The sequence below is a fragment of the Methylomonas sp. EFPC1 genome (assembly GCF_016925515.1).
GTDB classification, from domain to species: domain Bacteria; phylum Pseudomonadota; class Gammaproteobacteria; order Methylococcales; family Methylomonadaceae; genus Methylomonas; species Methylomonas defluvii.
In genome coordinates, this window is the sequence record NZ_CP070494.1 from 2,184,577 (window position 1) to 2,210,885 (window position 26,309).

A 26,309-nucleotide genomic window follows, 5' to 3' on the forward strand; every position below is an offset into this window, starting at 1 on the left:
AGTTGTCTGTTAGTCATTCATCCTAATCAGTCCGCCATTTAGCGGCAAGCGGTACTATTCGAAAAACCGTTTCAGATACGTTCCGGTATGCGAGCTTTTATGCTTCGCGATTTGCTTAGGCGTACCTTCCGCCACCAGCATGCCACCGCCGCTACCGCCTTCCGGGCCCATGTCCACAATCCAGTCGGCGGTTTTGATCACGTCCAGATTGTGCTCGATGATGATCACGGTGTTGCCGTGGTCGCGCAGGGTGTGCAACACGGTTAGCAATTGTTTTATGTCATGAAAGTGCAGGCCGGTGGTCGGCTCGTCCAGGATGTAAAGCGTGGTGCCGGTATCGCGTTTCGATAGTTCTTTCGCCAGTTTCACCCGTTGTGCCTCGCCGCCGGATAGGGTTACGGCGTTCTGGCCCAACGTGATATAGCTCAAGCCTACGTCGATCAAGGTTTGCAGCTTGCGGGCCAGGCTAGGAATGGCGGAGAAGAATTGGGTGGCGTCTTCCACGGTCATTTCCAGTACTTCGTGGATGGTCTTACCCTTGTAGCGGATTTCCAGGGTCTCGCGGTTATAGCGCTTGCCGTGGCAGATGTCGCAGGGTACGAAAATGTCCGGCAGGAAGTGCATTTCCACTTTGATCACGCCGTCGCCGGCGCAGGCTTCGCAGCGGCCGCCCTTGACGTTGAAGCTGAAACGGCCCGGCGTGTAACCGCGCGAGCGGGCTTCCGGCGTCGCGGAGAACAGCTCGCGTACCGGTGTGAAGATGCCGGTATAGGTAGCCGGATTGGAGCGCGGGGTGCGGCCGATCGGGCTTTGATCGATGTCTACCACCTTATCGAAGTGTTCCAGGCCGTCAATGGCTTCGCACGGCGCGGGGATGCAGCTGGCGCCGTTAATCAGCCGGGCGGCATGGCTATATAAAGTGTCGTTGATCAAGGTCGATTTACCCGAACCCGAGACGCCCGTCACGCAGGTCATCAGACCCACCGGAAAGCTGACATCAACGTTTTGTAAATTGTTGCCGCTGGCTTTGCGGATGGTGACTTGTTTACTCGGGTCGCGCGGCGTGGTTTTTTTGGGGATGTCTATGCTCAAGCCGCCGGACAAATACTGGCCGGTTAAGGAATTGGGATCGGTCAGAATATGCGCCGGCGTGCCTTGCGAGACGATCTGCCCGCCATGCACGCCGGCGCCGGGGCCGATGTCCACCACATGATCGGCGGCGCGGATGGCGTCTTCGTCGTGCTCGACCACGATCACGGTGTTGCCCAAATCGCGTAATCGATATAGCGTATTCAGCAAACGCTCGTTGTCGCGTTGATGCAAACCGATAGACGGTTCGTCCAGCACATACATCACGCCGACCAGGCCGGCGCCGATCTGGCTGGCCAGACGGATGCGTTGCGCTTCGCCGCCGGACAACGTGTCGGCGCTACGGTCCAGGGTCAGATAATCCAAACCGACGTTAACCAAAAACTCCAGTCGCTCCTGAATTTCCTTATTGATCTTGGCGGCGATTTCGCCGCGGTGGCCGGGAATATTCAAGCCCTGAAAAAAGCCCAAGGTTTGTTTAATTGGCAAGCGGGTGACGTAATGCAAAGGTTGCTCATCGACAAACACGTTGCGGGCGCCAATGTTTAACCTTGCGCCGTCGCACACCGCGCAAGTTTGTTGCGCCAGGTATTTCGACAATTCATCGCGGACCATTTGCGAATCGCTCTCGTGGTAACGGCGCTGCATATTGGGAATGATGCCTTCGAAGGCGTGGCGGCTGGTTTTGGGTTTGCCGTTGCCCATTTGAAAGGTAAAGCTAATTTTTTCCTCGCCGCTGCCGTACAGAATTGCTCCCTGTACATCTTTAGGTATATGCGAGAACGGCGCTTCCGGATCGAAATTGTAATGCTCGGCCAAGGCGCAAATAATTTGATAATAGTATGCGTTGCGCCGATCCCAGCCGCGTACCGCGCCGCCGGCCAGGCTGATCTCAGGATTGTGCACCACCAATTGCGGATCGAAGTGCTGGCGCACGCCCAGACCGTCGCAACTGGGGCAGGCGCCTTTCGGGTTGTTGAACGAGAAAATACGCGGTTCTAGTTCGCTGAGGCTGTAGCCGCAATGTGGGCAGGCGTAACGTTCGGAGAACAATAATTGCTGATCGTTTTCCATCGACGCGGCAATCGCCAGGCCTTCGGATAAGCGTAGCGCTGTTTCGAAGGATTCGGCCAAGCGCAGTTGGATGTCATCACGGATTTTGAAGCGGTCGACGATGACTTCGATGGTGTGTTTTTTCTTTAAATCCAGGGCAGGCGGCTCGTCCAACTCGTAGACTTCGCCGTCGATGCGGGCGCGTAAAAAGCCTTGGGCTTTCAAATCTTCCAGCAGCAACACGTGCTCGCCTTTGCGGTCGTTGATCACCGGCGCCAGCAGCATCCAGCGCTCGCCTTCCGGCTGGGCCAACACTTGATCAACCATCTGGCTGACGGTTTGTGCTTCCAGCGATACACCGTGCTCCGGGCAGCGCGGAATCCCGACTCTGGCATAAAGTAGACGCAGATAATCGTAAATCTCGGTGATGGTGCCGACCGTGGAGCGCGGATTGTGCGAGGTCGATTTTTGTTCGATGGAAATCGCCGGCGACAAGCCTTCGATATGATCGACGTCGGGTTTTTCCATCATCGACAAAAACTGCCGGGCGTAAGCCGACAAGGATTCAACGTAGCGGCGCTGGCCCTCGGCGTAAATGGTGTCGAAGGCCAGCGATGATTTGCCGGAACCGGACAAGCCGGTGATGACGATCAACTTGTCGCGCGGCAAGTCCAGATCGATGTTTTTTAAATTATGAGTGCGGGCGCCGCGTATGCTGATGGTGTCCACTGTTGTGCATTCCTGGGGATTTTTAACAACCGATTACTATACGGCTAAGGCAGCCATTGGGCAAAGAGGATTGGCTAAATCGGTATTGCCGTGCTGGAGCGAGATGCCTATAAACTGGTACTATAGCCACCTTTAACGACGCAAGGCAAAGGGGAGTTTGGTTTGACACAGGTTCAGGATATTACCAGTCCGATGACGGCCATGGAGAAGCGGGCTACCGTATCGCTGGCCAGTATCTATGCACTCAGAATGCTGGGTTTGTTCATGTTGCTGCCGGTGTTGTCGCTGTTTACCGAACAAATGCCCGGTTCGACGCCCAAGCTGGTAGGTTTGACGATGGGTATCTATGGCCTGACCCAGGCCATCCTGCAAATTCCGTTCGGTTTGTTGTCGGACCGTTTCAGCCGTAAGACGGTCATCGTGATTGGCCTGATTTTATTTGTCGCCGGCAGCGTCTGGGCGGCGCTGGCAACCGATATTTACGGCGTGCTGATCGGCCGCGCCCTGCAAGGCTGCGGAGCGATTTCCGCTGCGGTCATGGCCTTGCTGGCCGACTTGACTCAAGAGGTGCATCGCACCAAAGCCATGGCGACCATAGGTGCCAGCATCGGCGTGTCGTTCGGGGTGGCTATCACCCTGGGACCTATCATTGCCCATCATTTCGGCATTGCCGGCATCTTCTGGATGATTGCGGTATTGGCGGCGCTGGCGATTCTGGTGATTCTGTTCGTCGTGCCTAGCCCGGAAAAAATTACCACCCACCGCGATGCCGAGTACATTCCTTCGGAGCTGGGTTCGGTCATCAAGAATGCCGATCTGTTGCGCTTGAACTACGGCATTTTTGCGCTGCATTTGATTTTGATGGCCAGTTTCGTGGTGGTGCCGCTACTGATGCGCGATGCCGGCCTGCAAGGCGGCAGCCATTGGCTGGTATATCTACCGGTGTTGGTGACATCGATGGCGATGATTATCCCCTTCGTGATCATCGCCGAGAAGAAGCGGCAAATGAAGAAAGTGTTTATCGGCGCGATTGCCACCTTGGTGATTGCCAACATCGGCTTTGTGTTGCTGCACGGTGAGTTGATCGGATTGATCGCTTGCTTGTGGATATTCTTCTGCGGTTTCAATCTGTTGGAAGCCACCTTGCCGTCATTGATTTCCAAAACCGCGCCCGGTGATTTAAAAGGCACGGCCATGGGCATCTATTCCAGCGCCCAATTCCTCGGCGCGTTTTTAGGCGGTGGCGCTGGTGGCTGGTTGTACGGCGAATTCGGCGCCGCGGCGGTGTTTATGTTTTCGGCCGGCATCGCCGCCAGCTGGATAGTCATCGCGCTGTTCATGTCGCCGCCGCGCTACTGGGCCAATTTGCTGTTGCCATTGCAGGCGATCAAACCCGAACGCGGAGCGGAATTTTCCAAAGCTTTGTTGGCGATTAACGGCATTGAAGAGGTACGGCTGCATTTTGAAGAAAATGCCGCGTATCTGAAAGTCGATAACCAGCAGCTCGATAAAAATCAATTAGGTATTTTTTTGAAGCAGTGGCAGTAAGCTGCTGTTACTCGCAATTTTTACACGGAGAACACCATGCTGAATAAAGTTATGCTGATCGGCCGCCTCGGCGCCGATCCGGAAGTGCGCTATATGCCGAGCGGCGATGCTATTACCACGATACGGTTGGCCACCGATAGACGCTGGAAAGATAGGCAAACCGGTGAGCGCAAGCAAGAAACCGAATGGCATCGGGTAGTGTTTTTCAGTGGTTTGGCGAAAATCGCCGGCGAATATCTGAAAAAAGGTAGCCAATGTTATGTCGAAGGCCGTATCCGTACGCAAAAATGGCAAGGCCAGGACGGTCAAGATAGGTACACCACCGAAATTGTTGCCGACAATATGCACATGCTGGACAGTAAAAGCGGCGGCACTGCCAGCTACTCGGACAATAATACTCCGCCGGCCAGTAGCTATGACAATCGCTCTTCCGGACCTTCAGGCCCACAAGCTGCGCCGGCTTCCTATGACGATTTCGACGACGATATTCCGTTCTGAGACTTACCTTAGAACAAGCAAAAAGCCCCTACTCAGGGGCTTTTTTATAGCGTGCGAAATCTGTTTGTTCTGCGCCGTCTAAAACGCCACTTTACATATTATCCGCTGTCTATAGATACTCGAGCCCCTCGATATTTGCCGCAATAAACTCATCTGGTAAGCTAGCGTTTTAGAGGGCTACCTAAAGCACGGGGGGCATATGTTTTTCGGTTTGCGCAACATTTTCATAGCGGATGACAAAACGTGCCGGTTGATACTTGCCGAGCAGCGTTGGCAATACACCGGGTCTGACGCTGCGACTGTCTCCGATTCAGTACGTTCGTTAGTTGTTTTTAGACTGGCAGCTACGCACCTGAATTGCCGCGGCATCGGTAATAAAGTGGCGACCGGCATTGTTTTGCATGGATAGCTTTTGCATTTTTATGCGTTGCGCAACGGCTGAATGTTGCAGGGTTTATCGCGGTGATTAAGGACACGCTGATTAAATTCTTCGACCCGCTCAGGGTTAACCAGCAGCGAAATCGGCGTGCTGAGCGTTTTCTGCAGATCCGCTTCCAACGAATTCCCATCCACTTGACTTCGATAGTGTCTGTGGCGATACCAATGGCCGCAGGTTTACTGCAATGGTCGCTATGGTCGGCGCTGTCGCCCCTGACCTGGATATTGTTCTACCCGGCGGTATTTTTAAGTGCCTACTTGGGAGGAGTGCTTAGCGGCCTGCTTGCTACCGCAATGGCCGTTTCAATGGGTATCTATTTTTTTATCCCGCCTGAGGGAAGTTTTAACATTGCGGACGTGCGCTATTACTATTCCACGGCGATTTTTGCCTTGATGGGGCTGTCGTTTAATCTGGCTTTCGAACAATTGCGCCGCTCCAAAGCCGAGTTGCAGCGCATTGCCAGTTTGGAATCGGAGGTTAACCACCGGCGTTTGAACCAAGCACTTCGCGCTGCCAACGCCGGTATCTGGGAGTGGAATTTACAGACCAACGAAAATCAATGGGATGAAGGTTTGTGGCGCCTGTATGGCTTGGAGCCGTTTGCTTGCCAAGCAAGCTACGACGTCTGGCTGTCCACTGTGCATCCGGATGATCGCGCCATCGCGCAAGCGGCAATTCACCAAGCAGTACAGCAAAATATCGAGTTGAACGTGGAATGGCGGCTTGCCGCACTAGTCGACGGCCGGGAGCGTTGGCTGATGTCGCGTGGTCAACCAGAGTTGGATGAGAAAGGTCGGCCTCTACTCTATCGAGGTATTGTCTTAGACATCACCGAACGCCGGCAAATCGAGCAAAGCCTGATAGAAAAAGAACGGCTGCTGGCAGATTCTCAGGCCGTGGCTCATATTGGTTCTTGGGTTCGCTACCTGCCTGGCGGCCAAGCGATGTGGAGCGAAGAAACCTTTCGGGTATTTGGCCTATCACCCGAAACCGATCAAGCCTTATCCATGGAGCAGTTGTTGGATACGGTGCATCCCGATGACCGTGCCGCCAGACGCGCCTGGCATCAGGACTGTTTGGCGGGTAACAGCGGTAACGGTTTGGAATACCGTATTTGTACCCCGCAAGGACAGCAGCGTTGGCTGTTGTCCAAAGCCAAACTGGAAACCACGGCCGATGGTCAACCCTGGCGCTTGATTGGGACCGTGCAAGACATCACCGAAGCCAAGCTCGCGGCCGCGGAAAAACAGCGTTGGATCGATGCTTTCCGCTATTGCGGGCACGGCATAGCCATAGGCAACCCCGAGACCGGCCGCCTGGTAACCTGCAATCCGGCGTTTGCCGAGATGCTGGGTTACGACAACGCCGATCAGTTTGAAGGCCAACTCATTCTGTCCCTGTACGCGCCGGAATACGTCGAATCGGCCGCACAGCGTCTACATGAAGCCGACCAATTCGGCAAAATACGTTACGAATCGGTTTATCGGCGCCAGGATGGTTCTAAGTTTGACGTGGCGGTAGATTTGGTCAGCGTCAAAAATGCCGAGCAAAAGGTGATGTATCGGGTGGCCACGGTACAGGACATCAGCGTGCGGAAAAAACAGGAAATGGAATTGCTGCAATATCGGGATCATTTGCAGAACCTGGTCGAACAACGCACGGAACAGCTCAACCAAGCCTTGCAACGCGCAGAGCATTTGACGCAGGTAAAAAGCAGTTTTGTGGCAAATATGAGCCACGAAATCCGCACGCCGATGAATGCGGTGCTGGGCTTTTGTTATTTGCTGGAACAACACGCGCTGAACGAAGAAGAACGCAGTTTGGTAAGGAAAATTCGTGATGCCGGGCGTTCTTTATTGGCGATTATTAACGATATTCTGGATTTTTCCAAAATCGAGGCCGGACGCCTGGAGATCGAAAACCTGCCGTTCCGGCTCAGCGATATGTTCGATCACCTTGCGGCCTTGATGGCGGCGGCAGCCGACCACAAAAATCTGGAATTGATCATTATCCCGCCGGCCGGTGTCGATGCTCTGGTCGGCGATGGCCTGCGCATTCAACAAGTCTTGATTAATTTACTCGGCAATGCGATTAAATTTACCGAACGCGGCGAAGTCGTGTTGCGCGTGACTGTCGATGATTGGCAAAGCGGCGATACGGTGGCGGTGCGCTTTGCCGTCAGCGATACCGGTATCGGTATTTCCGAACCGCAATTGGACGATGTGTTTGCCGCCTTTACCCAGGCAGATAATACAATCAGCCGCCGCTTTGGCGGCTCGGGCCTTGGCTTGGCAATTTGTCGCCAGCTGGTGAATTTGATGGGGGGCGAGTTGCGGGTAAACAGTGTAGCCGGCCAAGGCAGCGAATTTTGGTTTGTCCTGCGGTTGCAGTGGCATCTTGACTGCAATCCGGCGCAGTCTCTCCCGCATTTGCACCATTTGAAATTGCTGGTGGTCGATGATTGTGAGACTACGCGCGAAGCCGTCAATACCTCGGCGCGAAGTCTTGATTGGCATGCCAACGCCGTCGACTCGGGTGAGGCGGCAATCGTCGAACTGCTCGCCAGTTTGGAACGCGCCGAGCCTTATGACGTGCTGTTGCTGGATTGGCCCATGGCGGATGTCGACGGTACGAGTATAGCCGAAGCTATCCGCGCTTCATTGGCGGCGGTTAACCCAGATCAGCCGCGTATAGCCATTATCTTGATGATCAGCTCATCTTATTCCCGGGAACTGCTGGCGGTTGATGCCGATATGAAGCATGTCGAGGGGATATTGAGCAAACCGGTAACCCCTTCCGCATTGTATAACGCCGTCGCGGCGGTATTGTCGAAACCCCCGCCGCTGCCAGTTTTGCCGGATAAATCGTCCAATTCGGCAGGCACACGTATGCAAGGTCTGCGAATACTGGTGGTGGACGATAGCGACATCAACCGCGAAGTGGCGAGGCGCATTTTGGAGTCGGAGGGCGCGCAAGTCAGCTTGGCCTGCGACGGCCAAGACGCGGTGGATTGGTTGTTTAAAAACCCTGGTGCTGTGGATTTGGTATTGATGGATGTGCAAATGCCGCGCATGGACGGTTATGCCGCCACTCGGCGGATACGCAAAAATCCGGCGTGGTCTGATTTACCCATCCTGGCACTCACGGCCGGCGCCTTTAAAAACTTGCAGGAAGCAGCGCTGGAAGCCGGTATGAACGATTTTATCGCCAAGCCCTTTAACGTACCGCAAATGCTGGCTTTGATCAGGCGTTGGACAGGAAACAATTCGCCGCTCGGAGTGACGGGGCTGGCATCCGGCGATCTGGATGACGGGTTGATTCCCCGCGGCCAATCCGCCCCACTCATTGTGCCGACAACTCCAGACCCAGACGAGTGGCCGGGAATCGATGTTAACGCCGGCCTTAAAATGTGGCATAAGCGCGATCTTTACCAGGCCTATCTGGCACGCTTTGTCGAGCAGTATCGCACAGCCGGACGGGACATTAGTGTCGCGGCCGAGCAAGGTCAACTTGCCGAGCTTGCCACCCTGACGCACAAGTTAAAAGGCGCGGCTTACGGTTTGGCTCTGACCGAGGTAGCCAAACGCAGCGTCGAACTGGAAACGGCCTTGCATCACAGTCAGCCGTTGGCTGCGGCCGCCGCAGCGCTGCAACAGGCGCTTGACGTGGTGATCATCAGCATCGGTAACTTAAGCGCAAACACCCAGTCACCGCTTGACCATAGTGCTCAACGCGAGGCGCCCGATGGTATCAAACCCTTGTTAAGTGAATTATTAACGGCGCTGGATGAAGATAACCCCGGTCATGCCGAGCGCCTATTGCTGACATTGGCGGGCTTGGTAGATACCGAGTTATTGGCGCCGCTCGCGACACAAATTCGCGACTATAATTTTCGGCAAGCTGAAAGCTTAGTTCTGGCGTTAATAAACCAGCTCGATATACCAAAACAGTAAGATACCCATGCCTAATAATCCGATTTTGATCGTGGATGACGAACCCGCGAATTTGGCGATACTTCGTGAAATTCTGGAGCCTACCTATCGTTTGGTGTTTGCGCGTAACGGTGAGGAAACCCTGCTGGCGGTTGCCAAACACCGGCCGAGTTTAATTTTGCTAGATATTCAGATGCCGGATATGAACGGCTACCAAGTTTGTCGGGCTTTGAAAGCCGATCCGGTCACCGAAACCATACCGGTCATATTCGTCACGGCTTTATCCGACTTGGGCGATGAAGAGCAAGGGTTTGCGGTGGGTTGTGTGGATTACTTGAGTAAGCCTGTTGTACCCAGTCTGGTGCGCGCGCGAGTAAAAACCCATTTATCATTGGTAAGAGCGACGCAGTTAGAAAAAAGCCACCGCGACGCCATCTATATGTTGGGCGAAGCCGGCCACTATAACGACAACGATACCGGGGTACATATTTGGCGGATGGCCGCTTATGCTAAAGCCTTGGCCTTAAACGTCGGTTGGACGTGTGCCGATGCCGAATTGCTGGAGTTTGCCGCGACGATGCATGATACCGGCAAAATCGGTGTACCCGATGCTGTACTGAGTAAACCGGGTGCGCTGGATGAAGACGAATGGCGCATCATGCGCCGGCATTGCCAGATTGGTTACGATATTCTGTCGAAAAGCGATGCACCGATTTTTAAACTGGCGGCCGAAGTGGCCTTGTCGCATCACGAAAAATGGGACGGCACCGGCTACCCGAATGGGCTGGCTAACCTCAATATTCCCGAATCGGTGCGTATCGTCGGGGTGGCCGACGTGTTCGACGCGCTGACCATGCGCCGGCCTTATAAAGAAGCGTGGCCGGTCGATAAGGCGGTCGCGACTATCCGCGAAGGCGCCGGGCAGCATTTCGAGCCGGCGATGGTGACCTGTTTTCTGGATATTCAACCGCAAATTTTGCAAATCAAGGCCGACTGGGAAATTCGCGAATTGGCGAAAACTTGATAGTTACTGATAAGCTTTTTGCTGCCGACATGCCGATTTTGAAGATGCAGGGCAGCAGTTGCTCCCGGCTATTTTTAGGAAAAATACTTCTCGGTCGGCTATTGCCATGCATCGGTGTTCTGCGCATACTTGCGGCTAAGTTTTATCAGTATCAACAGGGATGAAAACGTCAAAAATCCTACCGCCAGCCATCAATAGTGCTCCAAGCTGCGCCATCAGCGCGATTCGTCAGGCAAAGACCTTGGAAATTGCCTTATCCGGAGACTGGGTGCTGGATGCGCAATTACCCGCTTTGGAACCCATACTCGCGCAGATTGAAACCCCGGCTATCGAAAAAATCGTCGTGTTTACGGCGGCGCTTGGCCGTTGGGATAGCATGTTGGTGACTGAATTAATTAAGCTAATTGATTACGCCGAGCAAAAACAGGTGGCTGTGGATAAGGCCAGCTTGCCGGCATCGATTCAAGGCTTGCTGGCTCTGGTTGCCGCCGTGCCGGAGCGCGTCGATGCGCACCGCGAGCAAACCCAGAGGTCGTGGTCGCAGGCTTTGGCGGTCAGCACCGGCAAAGCCATTCAGCATGGCAAGGAGATGTTGATTTTTGTCGGGGAAATGATGATCAGCACCTTCGCCACGTTGCGCGGACAAGCCCACTTTCGCCGCCAGGATTTATGGCTGTATATTCAAGAGTGTGGGCCGTCGGCGTTGCCTATCGTCACCTTGATCAGCTTGTTGGTGGGCTTGATTCTGGCTTTCGTCGGCGCGGTGCAGTTGTCTTTGTTCGGTGCGCAAATTTACATTGCTAACCTGGTTAGCCTGGGCATGACCCGGGAAATGGGCGGATTGATGACTGCGATCATTATGTCCGGCCGCACCGGCGCCGCGTATGCCGCGCAGATTGGCACGATGCACGTCAACAGCGAAATCGATGCGTTAAAAACCATGAACCTGGACCCGATGGCGTTTCTGGTGTTGCCGCGCATGTTGGCCTTGATCATCATCATGCCGCTTTTATGTCTTTATGCCGATTTGATGGGCATCATCGGCGGCGGTTTCGTCACAGTCAATTTTTTCGATGTGTCGTTGACCGAGTATCTGGACCGCACCGCGCATGCCGTGAAGATGAAGGATTTTATTATCGGTTTTGTGAAGTGTTCGGTGTTCGGGATTTTGATTGCGCTATCGGGATGTATGCGCGGCATGCAATGCGGCCGCAGTGCCTCGGCGGTCGGCGATGCCGGCACCTCGGCGGTGGTCACGGCCATCGTGTTTATCGTCGTTGCCGACTCGGTAATGACCATCATCTGCAACCGGCTGGGGATTTAACGATGGCCGAGGCCTGCATTACAGTAAAAAATCTAACCATGACTTACGGCGATTTCGTGATTCAGCGCGATCTTAATTTTACGATCAATCGCGGCGACGTGTTCATCATCATGGGCGGCAATGGCTGCGGCAAAACCACCTTGTTACGGCATATGATAGGCTTAAAGTCCCCGGCAAAAGGCGATGTATGTTATGGCGATCAAGGCCTCTGGCAAGCCAATCCTAAAGCCCGCCAGCAAATTCTGGCACGCACCGGCGTGTTGTTTCAAAGCGGTGCTTTGCTCAGCTCGATGACCTTAGCCGAAAACGTCGCGCTGCCGATTACCGAAGCCACCCAGTTGCCAGCTAAAAAGGTGCGGGAGATTGTCTCCTATAAACTGGCGCTGGTCGGCTTGGCGGGATTTGAAGATTATTATCCCTCCGAACTCAGCGGCGGTATGCAAAAGCGCGCCGGCTTGGCGCGGGCGATGGCCCTGGACCCGGAGATTCTGTTTTTCGACGAACCGTCCGCCGGCTTGGACCCGATCACCGCCAAATTGCTGGACGATCTGATTCTGAGCCTGAGTAGCGCTTTGTCGGCCACCATCGTCGTGGTTACCCACGATCTAGACAGTATTTTCGCGATTGGCAACAATTCGGTGTTTCTGGATGCCGAAACCCGTACCAATATTGACGGTGGTTCCCCGCAAAAACTGCTGCACGAATCCAAACACCCCAACGTGATTCGATTTTTAAATCGCGGCGACCAAACCGAGCAAAATAGCAATCATCGACACATGAGGAGTCCTGCGTGAGCAAACAAGCCAATCCACTCGCCATCGGCGCGTTTTTGGTCGGCGCGTTGATTCTGCTGACGGCGGGCGTGATGATCTTTGGCGGCAGTGATTTTTTTAAGGATAAAAAACGCTTCGTGATTTTTTTCGACTCGGCTTTGAACGGTTTGAATGTCGGCGCGCCGGTTAAATTGCAGGGTGTGCAGATCGGTAACGTCAACGAAATTTCCTTGGTGATGGATTCTGCAACCGGCCGGATTTTCAAGCCGGTGGTCATCGAAATCGACCCCGCCTTGCTGCAAGATTTGTCAGTACAGCAATCCGGCGGCCACAGCAAAAAACAGCGTATGCAGGACGCGCAACGTCTGATAGACGCGGGCTTGAAGGGGCGGCTGGAGACGCAGAGCTTGCTGACAGGCTTACTCTATGTCGATCTTAATTTTTATAGCGATAAACCGGTCAATCTGATTAAGCTGGATTACAAAAACCTACCCGAGCTGCCCAGCGTGCCGACTACCGTTGACGAAATCCGCAATACCGCCGATGAAATTCTCAATCGCGCGCGTCAGCTGCCGGTCGAGGAGATGATGAAGAATTTGGCGGATACCCTCAGCGAAATGCGTAGTTTGCTGCAATCCGACGACACCAAGCAATCGTTGGCTGCTTTAGCTAAATCCTTGCAGGAAACTCAGCGTTTGATGGCGACATTAAACAATCAGATCGGACCGTTAATGAGCAACGCCAATGGCGCTTTGAGCGATACCCGCACCACCTTGCAGGACTTTAACCAGGAATTGTTGCCGGTGTTGAAAGCCGCCGAACAAAGTCTGAACGCCGCGACCAAGGTGATGGAAGGCTCGCAAAACGCTTTGACCGCTGTCGAAACCTTGGCCGCGCCGGATGCGCAACTCGGGCAAGCCTTGGTGGAAATGCGCAATGCCGCCCGGTCCTTGAAGGATTTAACAGAGTCGCTGGAAAGGCGGCCGGAGTCGTTGATATACGGCAAATAGCTAGATTTAACCGGATGAATATGAAACACATAATTTATTTGCCAATGCTACTTTCAGCGCTGCTGCTGGCCGCTTGTAGCAGTCAGCCGATGCAGTTTTACATGTTGAGCGCCGAAACCGACACGCCGTCTGTTGCTGCCGTTTTACCGGCCGATACGGTGTTGGGCTTAGGCCCGATTCATTTGCCGGCGTATTTGGACAGGCCGCAGCTAGTCACTGCGCTGAGCGAGCATCAATATGAATTGGACGACCAACATCGCTGGGCTGAACGTCTGGATGACAATATTGCCCGGGTTTTGCGGCTTTCTTTAGCCAAACAATTGGGCATAGACCAAGTGGTTCGCTATCCCTGGACACCGCGTCAGGCTATCGATTACCAAATTAGTTTTGATATTCTTGAGTTACATCAAACCGCCAGCGGCCAAAGCCGCTTCTCCGTGCAATGGCAATTGAAAAAAGCCGATGAAGCGGTGATCGGCAAACGCTTTGAGTGCAGCGAAGCGGCAGGTAAGGGCGCTGAAGCCAGTGTCGCCGCGCAAAGCCGTTGCTTGACAAGGTTTAGTATCGAATTGGCGAATGAAATTGCCGGACTGGGCTCAAGACCCCGCCGTTGAAAGCGGCTAAGACACTCTGATTGTTCTGCTGAAGCGCCATGGAGTAACGGAAGCGCTTTAGATATCGCTGCTGCGGTTTATTTGCTATCCAACACCACGATCCCATTCCATGCCAACGGCGGCATTTCACTATAGTGCAAAGCTTTTTGCAGATAAAATCGGCTAGGGCCATCGTTGGCGTCGCAAGCGAGTGCCGCTTGAAATAGGCGGACAGCCTCGGGCCACAGGCCTTGCTGGAAGGCTGCCAGGCCATTGGCAAAGATGCAGTGTACTTCGTTAGGTTGGGCATCGCTGCCGTGCTTGAGTCCGACGATTTCCATCAGCGTCACCGGTTCCGTGCGGCCCACTACCCGGAATGTGCCCACCGGTCGGGTCACGATGTCATCCAAATCGGCGGCGATGCTGTGCGAAGCCAGAATCCGCGTGCCCAGATACTTGTTAACACCTTGAATTCGCGACGCGATGTTGACCGTATCGCCGATGGCCCGGTAATGGCTGGAACTGCCGGCGTCCAGGCTGCCCAGTGTGAGTTCGCCTTCGTGCAGGCCGATGCGGGTGGCGAGTGGTGCCAGACTGGAGGATAGATTAAACGATTCCACCGCCGCGGCCATTTCCAATGCTGCCAAGCAGGCGGCGCGGCGCTGGTTGCTTACCGGCGCATCGAACCACACCGCCATCATCGCGTCGCCAGTGACGTCGGCGATCACACCGTCATGCGACACTACCGGATGCCCTAGCACTTGGTAATAGGTATTCAATAGCTCCCACATTTCTCGTGGCGAGTGTTGGGCGGCGATAGTGGTGTAGCCCTCGATGTCGGTGGCTAGACATAAACCGCTGACATCTTTTTCAGTTCCAGCGATACCGGCTTCCGTCCATTGCCCCGGCGCTGCGGGCAACACGCCGACCCATTGCGGAAACACTCTACTGACGAATTCAAGTATGCGACCGCGTTCGCGCATTAAGTCGTAGCGCGACCAGGCCAAGCTCAGCAGCCAAGACAGCGGCAGTTGTATTAATAGTGGCCCGGCGACCGGTAGCCACCAATGACGTAGGCCGAACAACCAGACAGCCGAGCCCGAATAAGCCGAGGCAAAGACCAGACTGAGAACGATACCGGGCCAGCCGGCAAAACCGACTAGCAACAGGGCGATCAGCAAGCCGAATAAGCTCGATATTAGCCAGACCGGCGCAGGTATTTCGATAAAACTATCTTCCAACAAGTTGGCGAATTGCGTGGCCATGATCTCCACACCGGCCATTTTGCCGGTGCGCGAATCGGAATAAGGGGTTGGAAAAAAGTCGGATTTGCCGGGCGAAAATTGGCGGTTGGCGCGGCCGACGAATATCACTTTGCCTTGTAAATCGGTAACTTTACCGTCGTATACGTCGGCGTAAGATTCCATGCGCAAGCTGCGCGGCGGGCCATAGTAATTGAGATAGCGGCTGTCGCCTGCGCAGATCAATAGCTTGGCGCGGTGGTCCAGATTGGGTGAGTTTGCACACGCTCGGCGCTGCGCTGTCAACCAAGCCGACAAAGGCTGTTCTTCGGGATTTGCGCTGCTTGCTTGTTGGTAATAAAACCAGGCCAAAACCGGGAGGCTGGGTGCTTCGGCGAGCGCATCGTAAAAAGTCCAGGACTCGCGGATACTGGCGTTTTCCGAGTCGTTTATTAGATAAAACGGCGCACTATCTAGCGCCGCCTGAGCAATCACCGGCGTCGGCGACAGTTTACGCATGACGACCAACTGCTCGGATAAGGTTGTCGCTGGTTCGCCTTCGCGGGAAATGGCGGGTATTTTATTGCGGTCCGAACATTCTTCCCGCCCATAAAAGTCCTCGACACCTCGCCGAAATTTTTGCACACATTCATTGATCAAGACTTTGCCGGCAGCGCGCATTGCATTAGCTAGCAAGGGGTCTACGCTGGGGTTAGCGGCGATAAATTGTAGATCGAACACGATCAAACTCGCGCCGTGGTGGTGTAATTGGTCAAGCAGCTTTGCATGAAACTCGCGCCAGCGGGTCAAGTCTTGACCCACGCCCAAGTGAGTCTCGGACGCTTCGTCCATCGCGACAATTACCACTTGATCGGGTGTTTTTTGTGGGCCACGGATTTGAAATAAGGTGTGCAAACCCAGTTCGCTTTCTGTATTGAACGCTAAATCTACCAGCGTGCTTAGCAAAAACCCGAGAACGGTAATGGCGACTATGCGAAACGGACGGGCCATAAGGAGTTTGCCAGTCGTGGGATACGCTTAAAAAGGATTTTGAATTTGGTGGACTGCATAGGCGAGTCCACCAACAATCATATGCAGGGTAGCCTTGACATGCTTACTTATTGGAAAGCAGCGTCGATTTCTTCTTGTGTGTAGCAGACTTCATATTGATAGCCGCCTAAGTAAAAGGTGTTGCAGTATGAACCTTCGAATACGGCTTTTACTGACACAAAAAACTTGGCTTTAACTTCTTTATTATTCTTTAAAATCACGCCGTCAACAGGGCCGGTAATTTTCATCGCGTTCATTACGGCTTCGTCCACGCTAAGAATTTGGCTTTGGCAGTCTCCGTTATTAGCCCCGGTTGCTTGATTACTTTGTCGAGTATCTTTGCCGGCAGCGCCATCTTTGCCTGGCGTCGGTGACTTAGTGCAAGGTTTGACTTCCTTGCCTGTAAGCGAATCAATTACAACAGATTGACCTGTTTTAAAATTAATACCTTCTGCCATTATCGCTGTTTGTTTTAGCAGTGCCGGTACTGAAGGGCTCTGTTTTACTGGCGGGGTATGTTCGGTTTTTTTATCGCACGCAATGATTAAAGTACTCATTAATAGAATGGTCGCCGCTTGCTTTTTTTTCATTATATTTCTCCTGTTTTTAAAAAAACCTGATCGAAATTAGGCGGCAAATTAATAAAACAAACTCAATTTGACGAACAATTGCCGCTCAGGGATAAAAGGGCTAAGTTGGGGGCCGCTGGCGTCGAATACGCTTTGGTAAACAAAGTTATTGTCGAACAGATTACGGCCTTCCAACGCTAGCGTACCCAATCTATTGGGAAGACGATAGCCCAGCAGGGCATCGAAAACCCAAAAACTCTCGCTGTCACCTGTAAATCTTGGCGCATTGGCGGGAAGGCCAGCTAAAAGCCTACTCGATGTGGCATGCTGATCTACAAAAGTGCCGGATAACTTGGCAAATAGCCCGGAGTTATGAAACAGGTTGATGGACAAAGGCACCTGATGCGAGGCGACACTACGCGGGTTCGATGGGTCTAGGCTATTCGTAAATTCGCGTTTGAATTTTTCGAAGCGATATTCGCTTTTTAAGGTTAGCCAATCGCTAGGCGACCAATAAAGGTAAGCCATGTGGGTGGCTTCATTCCGGCTAAATTGCGAGGAAATACTGTTAATCGTTTGCTGGCTGTCACGCCAAATAATTTCCCCTCCCATAAATAGATTATGTGTGGGTTTGTAGTCAATACCAGCTGCATATTGCCATGCGGCAGCACCATTATTCTCATCATAAAACTGATTGAAGCCCGCTACCTGCGTGGGTTCTATAGTTTGATTATTAGTTAGCGGTCTTTTGATGGTGCGGAAGGCAGCACTGCGTAAGGTCAGGTTTTGCGTGGGAGTCCAAATAAAGCCGACTTTAGGATTTAACTGATACTTTCTAAATGTGGCATCTTCGTAAGAGTCGTAACTTAGACCTAAAGTAGTGTTTAAGTTAGATGACAGCTTATATTTCAAATAACTGTAAATATTGAAATACTCTGTTTGCCATTCAGTAAGTCGAGAAAAGGTAAATAATGGACTGGTTGTTACGGAAAAAGGTGGTGTGCTTCTTCTTCCCAGGCTTCTGGATAAGGTGTCATTTTCGGAATTGATATAACCGGCACCACTGGTAATGTCGAAATCTTCATGATTAAAAATATACTGAAGCTCTGTTTGGTAGCTTTTAATGTTCAATATATTGTCGGTGAAACGGTTGAAGCTAATTGGACCAGCGACGGTTAATATTCGGTCGTTGATTTGGTTGTTGTAAGTCGTATAAAAAGAAGAAAAAAGTAAGTCTTGATGGTTGTCGATTCGGTAATGTCCACCAACTCGCACGGTGTCTTGTTCTATCAAATTTCGCTGGTTTAGCGCTTGCGTGCCATTCAACCGAAAAGGCGTATCCCCACTTCGGACATCCTCGGTCTTTAACTCCACCTGCACATTCAAATCCTGGGTGATGGCATACTGGGCAAATGCATTGTAGATGTCTTGTTTGTAATCGTCGTTTTGCCGAAAGCCGTCGGTTTGATAATGAAATTGCCCAAAACTCATCGATAGTTTATCGTACACGCCGGAGACGATGGCGTTATCGGTGAGAGTGTTGCGGCTGCCGTAGGCGCCGTTCAAAACCATATGCGCGCCGTTGCCGGTGTACAAGGAATCGTATTCGTTCACCGATAGGCTACCTGGCCCGGTACTGTTAAGGATGCCAATATTTTCGCCGGTCAATTGCGGTTGTACCGGGGTGATATTGATCGGTTGCAGCAGTTGCGCCTGCAACAGCTCGCTGGCGCGGGCGACGCGGTAGCGCGGTTGACCGACGTAAGCATCCGAGAGAAAACGATGCGCCGACGGATCGGTGGCATCGTGCCCCAAGGACTTCCAGGCTTCCTTCAACGCCACCCGGCCAAAGCCCAGATCGTTATAAATACGTGCAAGATTGGCGGAGCGAGCCGCGGCGTCTTCGTCCAGCAGCAGTTTCGAGCGGTACACGCCACGGTTTTCGTTTAGCTCTATAGACTGCTGCATATCCCGCAGCGCTTCGACCGGGCGATTCAATGATTGCTTGCGCAGCGCATCGTAAAAATACGGCGTGGGGTCTTTCGGATCGTGTTGCTTCGCCAAGTCAAATTGATCGCCGGCCAGCGCTGGGCGTTTTTCCTCGTAGTAGGCTTTGCCCAGATAGCTGCGTAACAAGGAATTGTTCGGGTCCAGAATAGCGGCAATTTCCAGGTCGCGGCGGCCGGCTTCCAAGTCGCCGCTACGGATTTTCGTTAGACCCAAACCCAGTCTCGGCAGCGGCGCTGTAGAGTCCAGCTGGATGGCGGATTCGAAATGGCGCATGGCTTGGGAAGTATCCACTCGAAATAAATGCGAAAAGCCCTGCACGGTTTGGGTTCTTTCCAAATTGGGGTCCAGCATAAAAGCCTTGGTTGCCGATTCTGCACTTTCTGAGCGCAAGCCCAGGGCCAGTTGCAGTTCGGACAGTCGCGCCCAAGTCATTGCGTCGTTAGGCGCTAGCTGACTGGCATGCTGCGCCGCAGCCAGGGCTTTTTCCAGTTCGAATCCGGCTTGTTGGCTGTAGGATAGCGCTGAGTACGCGGTCGCCGATTGCGGATTTACCGTCACCGCACGCTCGGCCAGATTCAGCGCGTCGGCTTTGCGATTTTGGGTCAGCGCCAGAATACTTTCCAGTGCTAAAGCGTCCGCGTCATTCGCATTGATGGAGAGCAAGGCTTGAATATCCTGCATCGCCAACTGGCTTTGCCCGGCTGTGAGCCTGATTGCCGCGCGGGCTTTCAAAAACGCTGAAGACCGTTCAGCCGGCGGCGTCCGGTCCAAAGCGGTGAGCGCCAAATCGACCCGGCCTTGCCGATAATTCTGCATCGCGGCGCTTAGAGCAGGGGATAACGGCACGTCGGACGCGGAATAGGGCAATAGTGCCGGGTAATACAAGGCCCAATTCACCGCATCGGCGGGTTTAAGATCGATTTGCGCGCGGGGGGCCTGGCCCAGCAAGGTTTTTCCGGCTTCTCCGGCCTTTAGATGAATATCGCCGTAGGTATTGAAAAAGTGCACGGCGCCTTCGTAAACCCATAGTTCGGCGCTGGCATCGTCGGCGCGTAACGCAAACTCGGTGCCTTCCGGACCGGCGTTGGCCATCGGAGTGGTGATTTGTAACTGTTTTGGGGTGCGGCTGATGAAATGCACAAAGCCTTTCAGCAAATCCACCAATGTGGTTTGATTGGGGGCGATGCCGTTTAAAGTGAGTACAGTGCCCTCGGCAAGGCGCAGCGTGATGCCGTTGGGTAGCAATAAGGATGCGCGGCTATACGCCTCAATCCGGATTCGACTGCCTTCACAAAGGCTTTGCTCCAACTGTGCTGGTTGCCATTGTCCCTTGGCGCCGGCGTCGTAAAACAAGGTGCCTTGCAGCGAAACCAGTTTGGCGGCTTTTTCCACGCTACAGCTTGTCGCGGTCGCATCGGTTTCCGCCAAACACATTGGCGCAAATAAAACCATGAAGCAAATCACAAGGCAGCGCATTTTATCTCCGAAAGATGTTTTTTTTCGGATGATAAAGTCTGAAACCCTAACTGATCAAGGTAATAATTAACTTTGCCCTAGATTTTCTTATTTTTGTCAATTGGCCCAATGTGCAGTAGCGATAATGCGTTGTCGATAATCGCTATACGCAGCTCACCATGAGGCTGGTGGGGTGGTTTCGATTCTGAGGGTTTTTTCGTCGACGCTGATGTAACCGCCTTTGGTTAGTTCTTTCATTACTTTGTTAATCATTTCCCGAGACGAACCCACCATCGTCGCCAGCTCTTGCTGGGTCGGGCGATTGTGAATCACATAAACGTCGCCGTCCTTTTCCGCCATATCTTGCAGCACTTTAATGGTACGTTCGTAAACATTCGACAAGGCCATTTGTTTGACTTTCTCGGTCAGGAATCTGACTTTTTCCGCCAATACTTTAAGCAGGGCAATCGCCGCATCGGGGTGTAGTTTCAACCAGTGGATGAAATCGGTTTTGGCAATGACTGCACACACGGTTTTTTCCTGGGCTTCCACGGCGGCGGAACGGGGTTCGTCGCTGAGCAAGGCTAATTCGCCGAAATACGAGCCGGCTTCCTGAATCAATAAGGTTACTTCCTTGTCTTTGTCGTTACTGCCGAACACCCGCACCTTGCCCGACAAAATAACGTACATAGAACTGGTCTGGTCGCCCTCGGCGATAATCATCGCCTTTTTCGGGAATTTAATGACCTTGGCCCTTGCTGCCAAGGCCTCCAAAGCCTCCTCGGGCAAATCGGCGAGAAAGGGAATGTTGCTCAGACTGGCGATGACTTCTGCTTGCATGATGAGGCTATAACCGCTTGATTTAGTAGAGTGCCGCTTTCGATAACGGTCTGTTTGTATGTGACGCCTAGCTTACTAAGTTTGCGTCATGATAGTGAAGTATTTCACACATTGCCGGCCAATTAAATCACAGACATACCACTTTTGCGGCGAAAGTGGGAATAGCGCTCGACGCATTGGCGGGTGTCAACTTTGCAAAAGCCAGCCCGCCAAGCGCCTGCCGTTTATACCAAGCGTTTGCCACTACGCAGCAAGGCCTCGAATTCCGATGCCGGTAATGGCTTGCTGAAGTAATAGCCTTGTATCTCGTCGCAGTGGTGTTCGCGCAGAAATTGGCAGTGTGGTTCGGTTTCCACGCCTTCGGCGATCACCTTGAACGCCAGGTTGTGCGCCAGTGCAATCACCGCCAATACAATAGTGGCATCTTCAGGATCGGTGAGCATGTCGCGCACGAAGGATTGATCAATTTTTAGGGTATCTACGCGAAATCGTTTCAAATAGCTGAGGCTGGAATAGCCGGTACCGAAATCGTCGATGGACAGCTTCACGCCAGCGGTCCGGAGCTGGCTAAAAGTGGCGATGACCTTCTCCACATCCTGAGCGATCAAACTCTCGGTCAGTTCCAGTTCGAGTTGAGCGGCCGGTAGACCGGTGTCTTCGAGCGTATTCATCACCCAACTGATCACATCCTGCTGTAGAAACTGGCGCGCGGATATGTTCACCGCCACACAGACCGGCGGCAAACCGGCGTCTGTCCAGGCTTTTGCCTGAGCGCAAGCTGCGCGCAGCACCCAATCGCCAATGGGCACGATAAGCCCGGAGTCCTCGGCAATTGGAATGAACTGAGCGGGAGATACCGCACCCATCTCGGGATGTTGCCAGCGCAATAAGGCTTCGCAGCCGGAAATTTGGCCGTTTTTCAAGTTGACCTTGGGTTGGTAGGCCAGCTGAAACTGTCCCAATGCCAACGCTTCCCGCAAGCGCGTCTCTATATTGACACGGCGTAGGGTTTCCTCGCTCATCTCGCGGGTGAAGAATTGACAGGTGTTGCGGCCTAGGTCCTTGGCGCGGTACATCGCCACGTCAGCGTTGTCGATCAGCGCCTCGGCGGTTTCGCCGTCCTGCGGGAATACGCTGACGCCAATGCTCACAGACAAATGGATATTACGCCCCTGAACCAGGAGCGGACAATCAAGATGCCTGACCACTTTTTGGGCGAGGAAATAGGCATCGCTATCTTTATTTAAATCGGTCAGCAAAATTAGAAATTCGTCACCACCCAGGCGAGACACGGTATCACCGTCCCTGACCAGGCTGCCTAGCCGCTCGGCGGCGACCTTCAGCACCGCGTCGCCGAATGGATGGCCGTAGCCGTCGTTGACTATCTTGAAGCGATCCAGATCCAGATAGAGCAGTGCCAGCTGATTGCCGGCGCGGCGCGCGTGGGCGATGGCTTGGGCAATGCGGTCCTGGATCAGGTCGCGGTTGGGCAGGCCGGTGAGGCCATCGTAGGTGGCCAGATAGCGAATCTGCAGCTCGGCCTGTTTGCGCGCGGTGATGTCCTGAATGGCACCTATCATCCGCACGCCGCGTCCCGTGTCGTCACAGAGCAATTGGCCGCGATCAAACAAGTCGGCATAGCTGCCGTCCTTGCGCCGAAAACGGTATTCCTCGGACCAGGTGTTCTCGCTGCCGGCTACGGTGGCTTGAAGGTGTGCAACCACGCGGTCGCGGTCGTCGGGGTGGATGCGGCGAGCCCAGAAGTCGAACGAAGGCAAAGTTTCGTCAGTGGTGTAGCCGAACACAATTTGAAAGTTCTCGCTCCACCAGATGTTGTTGCTGGCGAAGTCCCAGTCCCACACGACATCTCCGGTCGCACGGGTGGCGGCGTGGAAGCGGGCCAAGCTTTCACGTAACGCAGCATCCGCGCGTTGTCGTTCCGAGATGTCGTTTAGGAACAGCGTGCGGACTTCCAAGCCGTTACGTGTAAAAGCCGCCACTCGCAATTCCGCGTCGAACACGCCTTGGGTGCCGACAAATTGAAAAGCGCCGGAATCGGTGGTGCTGAGAATCTCGGCCCAATCAGCGTGGCCGTCGGGCGCAAGCACAGCATCGGTGATGGCCTTACCCAGAATGTATTCACGCGCCAGGCCAAACAAACGTTCTGCGGCGGCGTTCCATTCTATAACGGTCAATTGGTGATCCAGGCTAAAGATTGCGGTGTGGGTGGAGTCGAAAATTGCGCCTTTTAAGGCCAGAGAAGCGGCTTGCTGTTCCTTGGCTTCCAGCAGTTGTTTAACGGCCACGGCCATGTGGTCGAGGGCTTCACCCAGAATTTGGGTTTCCCGGAACTCGTTCGTGGCGAAAGTGGCGGCCGCCGGGGGCTCCAGTTCGGTATGACCGATGCCGGCTACCCGGCGCTCCAGCGCCGCCAGCGGTTTGCCGAAGCGCCGGGCCATGCGCATCGAGACCAGCACCAGTCCTGCGGTAATTGCCACGCCCATACCGCCCACCTGATACAACTGGCGACGCAGCATGTCTTCGATAAACGATACTTTACGCGAAGTAATGACCAACCAAGACATGCCGCCTTTCAGCGGCATGCGGCGGGCGGCAACCCAGCGTTGCTCGCCTTCCAATAGCATGCGGTCTAGGAATAATTCGCCGGTGAAATTCAGCAAAGGGCTCAAATCGGCAGGCAAGGGCAACGGCGCTCGGCCTACTTGCAACGGATCGCCGATTAGGCGGGGAGCGGCTCCCAACTCCAGGACCTGAAACCGGGAGTGATATTCCGTACCTATGGCGCTTAGAAAGCTATTCAATGCCGGGATGTCGAAGTCAGCATCCAGAACGCCGATCAAACGACCGCCCGCATCTTTCAGCACTTTGCCGTAGCTGAAGCCCCACAAAGGCTCGTTGCCTGTAAACGGCGCCGCCCAGCGGTAAGCCGGAACCCAGGTATCGCCGCTCGGGCTGCGCAAAGCGGCTGCGTAGAACGCATCGCTGCGGGGATCGTAGTGTTGGTTAAACAGCTGTTGATGGAGCACGAATCCCTGCTCGGTCAATATGAACTTTCGCGCAGGCGGGCCTTCCGTGCGGTCACCCGGAAATAGCCAAAGTAAAATCTCGCCATTTGCAGTTCGTTCCAACGCGCCGTATTCGCCTGAAGCTGCCAAGGAAATGCCCAGATAACTTAATTCCGGGCGTTGTTCGAATGCCGCCAGCGAATATTCCAGTGTCGATTGTAAAGTGGCGCCCGTTACCTCCGGGGCTATCGCGGCACGTTCAGCGGATTCGGCTGTCATCTCCGCCGCGCGAATCAAAATCTGCAGGCGCTCGGTCGCGCGGTCCAGGGTTTCTTTTACCTCCCGCCGGGTAGTTTCTTCAGTGCTGGCGACGCTTTGCCAAGTCATGCCTATTAACAGCGCCAGACCAAGCAACATCACTAAACCCACGATATTGGAAATTAAAACTCGGGTAAATGAAGGAGCAACTGCTTCGGATAACGTTGTCTGTTTCGCGGGTGAAGGCGCGTTATTCATGGTTGTTTGGTCAATGGCTATCGCTGTGAAGTGATCTTGTTAGCGCATCTTGGGCAGTACGCTGCAAAGCTGGAATTGTGTCGAGTTCGGGCAATTGCGTAAGCGGCAGCTCCCGACCAGTTTGGCTATGGAAAGCCGCCAAATTCTATAAATGCCGTCATTTGTATCAAAGACATTGTCATGCAAATCGGCCCAATTTATCGCTGCTGCCTCGTTTGGGCTGCATTCGTCGAAGCCTGAGGCGGTTTAAGCCTTCGATAGAGCCTTTACCCTAAAGGCATTTAGGCCAGCGGTATTTTAGGGCCGCGATAATAATTGTAGATGCTGAAGACGATCTTTAAATTTAGCCGGTAAAAAAGTTTCGCAAATTACGCATCCAGCCAAGCTCGGCTTTTAGCGTGGCCGCCATAGCGGCACGAATTCTTGTCGAATGAAAAACTACCGCCATTCGCAGTGGAATTTTTCACAGCTTTCCAGGGTGGCGAACACCTAAAGTATCAATACCCGCTCAAGTTCACAAACCGGTAGATGGGGATGTGGTCCGGCAAGCAATGCTGCCGGTATCGCAGTCGTTGGGCCAGCTATGTGCCGGCCTCATCACTTTTTTAAGGAGAAAGACAATGTCTCAAAAATCCAAATTAGATCAAGGTCTGAAGGTGTTGCAACCTGAGGAAATCAGCCAAGTTTCCGGCGGTTTAGTCGATGTCGGCACTGATTTAAGTCAGTTTCCCCGCAAATTCTGGCCGGTCATCAATCCAGGGGCGTTCGTGATTAAAGCCAATGCTGGCTTAGTAGTTCGCTAAATCACTTCCCTGAAGTCATCTTTTATTTTTTGGAGAGCTGTCATGTCAAACAAAACCACTCGAATTTCTGCCGATGAATTATCCGCCTTTGCCGCGCAAGGCATAGAACGCGCTTTGCAAGCCCGCGAGGCTGCCGGCGTTGAGTTGAATCAGGCGCAACTGGATCAAGTTAGCGGTGGCGCCTCGTTAAGCTTGGTGCTGAATAAAGGCATTATCGCTGGCGGCCCCTGGTTCGATCAGTTTAGAGGATTAAATAATGTGATTACCAATCAGGGTGCCGGCGGTTTGGCCGGTGGCTTAGCGGGCGGCCTGCAAGGAGCAACCCAGCTGGGTTGATAAGGCCATGACCTCGGAAAACCCAGTGTTATGCCCCAGCGCGCAGCCGGAATGGGAGGGCGCTCAAGTCATCGGCGTAATGACCGGCACCGCGGATAAGCCTGAAATGGCTTATTTGACTGCCCCGCAACCGGTGACCGAGCAATTGCTCGAACTGGCGGGTCCTGTCAGTCCGGCGGAAGTGTTCCGCTTTTCCGCGCCGTGCGCCTGCACCGGTTGCGGGCACTACGCGGAAGCGGAGTCCAAATGCCGGCTGGCTGAAAAAGTCGTGCGTTTTACGCCGACGGTCACCGAGCAATTGCCGGTGTGCGCGATTCGTGCCGACTGTCGTTGGTGGCTACAGGAAGGCCGCTCGGCATGTTTTAGATGTCCGCAAGTGGTGACCAATAACCTCAAGCCGACCGAAGACATGCGGCGGGCAGCCGACTACGGCGTTCTCTGAGGGTTTTGG

General features: G+C 53.6%; 18 protein-coding genes. 11 read left to right on the forward strand and 7 right to left on the reverse strand.

Features of this window, described 5'->3' with window-relative positions:
• Nucleotides 1-54: 54 nt before the first annotated feature.
• A complete protein-coding gene (gene uvrA, locus JWZ98_RS10140) occupies nucleotides 55-2,871 on the reverse strand; it encodes an excinuclease ABC subunit UvrA (RefSeq protein WP_205454184.1) in 2,817 nt (938 codons plus the stop codon).
• A 162-nt stretch (nucleotides 2,872-3,033) separates the two neighbouring features.
• Here uvrA and JWZ98_RS10145 point away from each other — a divergent pair, with 162 nt between their 5' ends.
• Together JWZ98_RS10145 and JWZ98_RS10150 are read left to right on the forward strand one after the other, a co-directional pair.
• Nucleotides 3,034-4,419: an MFS transporter gene (locus JWZ98_RS10145; RefSeq protein ID WP_240348300.1), complete on the forward strand. Its 1,386-nt coding sequence runs from the start codon at nucleotides 3,034-3,036 to the stop codon at nucleotides 4,417-4,419.
• A 36-nt stretch (nucleotides 4,420-4,455) separates the two neighbouring features.
• Nucleotides 4,456-4,917, forward strand: coding sequence for a single-stranded DNA-binding protein (locus tag JWZ98_RS10150; protein ID WP_033158801.1), 462 nt, complete (start codon nucleotides 4,456-4,458; stop codon nucleotides 4,915-4,917).
• A gap of 420 nt (nucleotides 4,918-5,337) precedes the next feature.
• Here the strand turns inward: JWZ98_RS10150 and JWZ98_RS10155 are convergent, their stop codons facing one another.
• Nucleotides 5,338-5,475, reverse strand: coding sequence for a hypothetical protein (locus JWZ98_RS10155; protein ID WP_205454185.1), 138 nt, complete (start codon nucleotides 5,473-5,475; stop codon nucleotides 5,338-5,340).
• 33 nt (nucleotides 5,476-5,508) lie between these two features.
• Here JWZ98_RS10155 and JWZ98_RS10160 point away from each other — a divergent pair, with 33 nt between their 5' ends.
• The 6 genes from JWZ98_RS10160 to JWZ98_RS10185 all read left to right on the forward strand — a co-directional run bounded on the left by JWZ98_RS10160 (nucleotide 5,509) and on the right by JWZ98_RS10185 (nucleotide 14,033).
• Nucleotides 5,509-9,309 (forward strand): response regulator, encoded by a 3,801-nt coding sequence (locus JWZ98_RS10160; protein ID WP_275899220.1) that lies wholly within the window; start codon nucleotides 5,509-5,511, stop codon nucleotides 9,307-9,309.
• Between the two features lie 7 nt (nucleotides 9,310-9,316).
• Entirely contained in the window at nucleotides 9,317-10,312 is a 996-nt protein-coding gene (locus JWZ98_RS10165; protein WP_205454187.1) for an HD domain-containing phosphohydrolase, read from the forward strand.
• Nucleotides 10,313-10,472: 160 nt separating this feature from the next.
• Nucleotides 10,473-11,636: an ABC transporter permease gene (locus JWZ98_RS10170; RefSeq protein WP_205454188.1), complete on the forward strand. Its 1,164-nt coding sequence runs from the start codon at nucleotides 10,473-10,475 to the stop codon at nucleotides 11,634-11,636.
• Nucleotides 11,637-11,638: 2 nt separating this feature from the next.
• Nucleotides 11,639-12,430 (forward strand): ATP-binding cassette domain-containing protein, encoded by a 792-nt coding sequence (locus JWZ98_RS10175; protein WP_033158798.1) that lies wholly within the window; start codon nucleotides 11,639-11,641, stop codon nucleotides 12,428-12,430.
• The gene (locus JWZ98_RS10180) at nucleotides 12,427-13,419 is read left to right on the forward strand and encodes an MlaD family protein (RefSeq protein ID WP_033158797.1); all 993 of its coding nucleotides are present in this window, start codon (nucleotides 12,427-12,429) and stop codon (nucleotides 13,417-13,419) included. The genes JWZ98_RS10175 and JWZ98_RS10180 overlap by 4 nt, the downstream gene beginning before the upstream one ends.
• Before the next feature lie 20 nt (nucleotides 13,420-13,439).
• On the forward strand, nucleotides 13,440-14,033 hold the full coding sequence (locus tag JWZ98_RS10185; protein WP_205454189.1) for a PqiC family protein: 594 nt from the start codon (nucleotides 13,440-13,442) through the stop codon (nucleotides 14,031-14,033).
• Between the two features lie 77 nt (nucleotides 14,034-14,110).
• On the opposite strand, the gene JWZ98_RS10190 is transcribed toward JWZ98_RS10185, so the two are convergent.
• The 5 genes from JWZ98_RS10190 to JWZ98_RS10210 form a co-directional block, all read right to left on the reverse strand.
• Nucleotides 14,111-16,264, reverse strand: a complete 2,154-nt coding sequence (locus JWZ98_RS10190; RefSeq protein ID WP_205454190.1) for an adenylate/guanylate cyclase domain-containing protein — start codon at nucleotides 16,262-16,264, stop codon at nucleotides 14,111-14,113.
• 107 nt (nucleotides 16,265-16,371) lie between these two features.
• Nucleotides 16,372-16,893: a hypothetical protein gene (locus tag JWZ98_RS10195; RefSeq protein ID WP_205454191.1), complete on the reverse strand. Its 522-nt coding sequence runs from the start codon at nucleotides 16,891-16,893 to the stop codon at nucleotides 16,372-16,374.
• Nucleotides 16,894-16,941: 48 nt separating this feature from the next.
• Nucleotides 16,942-20,358: a TonB-dependent receptor gene (locus JWZ98_RS10200; protein WP_205454192.1), complete on the reverse strand. Its 3,417-nt coding sequence runs from the start codon at nucleotides 20,356-20,358 to the stop codon at nucleotides 16,942-16,944.
• A gap of 153 nt (nucleotides 20,359-20,511) precedes the next feature.
• Nucleotides 20,512-21,177, reverse strand: coding sequence for a Crp/Fnr family transcriptional regulator (locus JWZ98_RS10205; protein ID WP_205454193.1), 666 nt, complete (start codon nucleotides 21,175-21,177; stop codon nucleotides 20,512-20,514).
• 224 nt (nucleotides 21,178-21,401) lie between these two features.
• The gene (locus JWZ98_RS10210) at nucleotides 21,402-24,719 is read right to left on the reverse strand and encodes an EAL domain-containing protein (protein ID WP_205454194.1); all 3,318 of its coding nucleotides are present in this window, start codon (nucleotides 24,717-24,719) and stop codon (nucleotides 21,402-21,404) included.
• A 620-nt stretch (nucleotides 24,720-25,339) separates the two neighbouring features.
• Between JWZ98_RS10210 and JWZ98_RS10215 the strand changes: the two genes are divergently transcribed.
• The 3 genes from JWZ98_RS10215 to JWZ98_RS10225 are packed head-to-tail and all read left to right on the forward strand — an operon-like array spanning nucleotide 25,340 to nucleotide 26,300.
• Nucleotides 25,340-25,522 (forward strand): hypothetical protein, encoded by a 183-nt coding sequence (locus JWZ98_RS10215; RefSeq protein WP_205454195.1) that lies wholly within the window; start codon nucleotides 25,340-25,342, stop codon nucleotides 25,520-25,522.
• A gap of 42 nt (nucleotides 25,523-25,564) precedes the next feature.
• Nucleotides 25,565-25,858: a hypothetical protein gene (locus tag JWZ98_RS10220; RefSeq protein WP_033158791.1), complete on the forward strand. Its 294-nt coding sequence runs from the start codon at nucleotides 25,565-25,567 to the stop codon at nucleotides 25,856-25,858.
• A gap of 7 nt (nucleotides 25,859-25,865) precedes the next feature.
• Nucleotides 25,866-26,300 carry a nitrogen fixation protein gene (locus JWZ98_RS10225; protein WP_205454196.1) on the forward strand — a complete coding sequence of 145 codons (435 nt, stop codon included), beginning with the start codon at nucleotides 25,866-25,868 and terminating at the stop codon, nucleotides 26,298-26,300.
• Nucleotides 26,301-26,309: the final 9 nt, after the last annotated feature.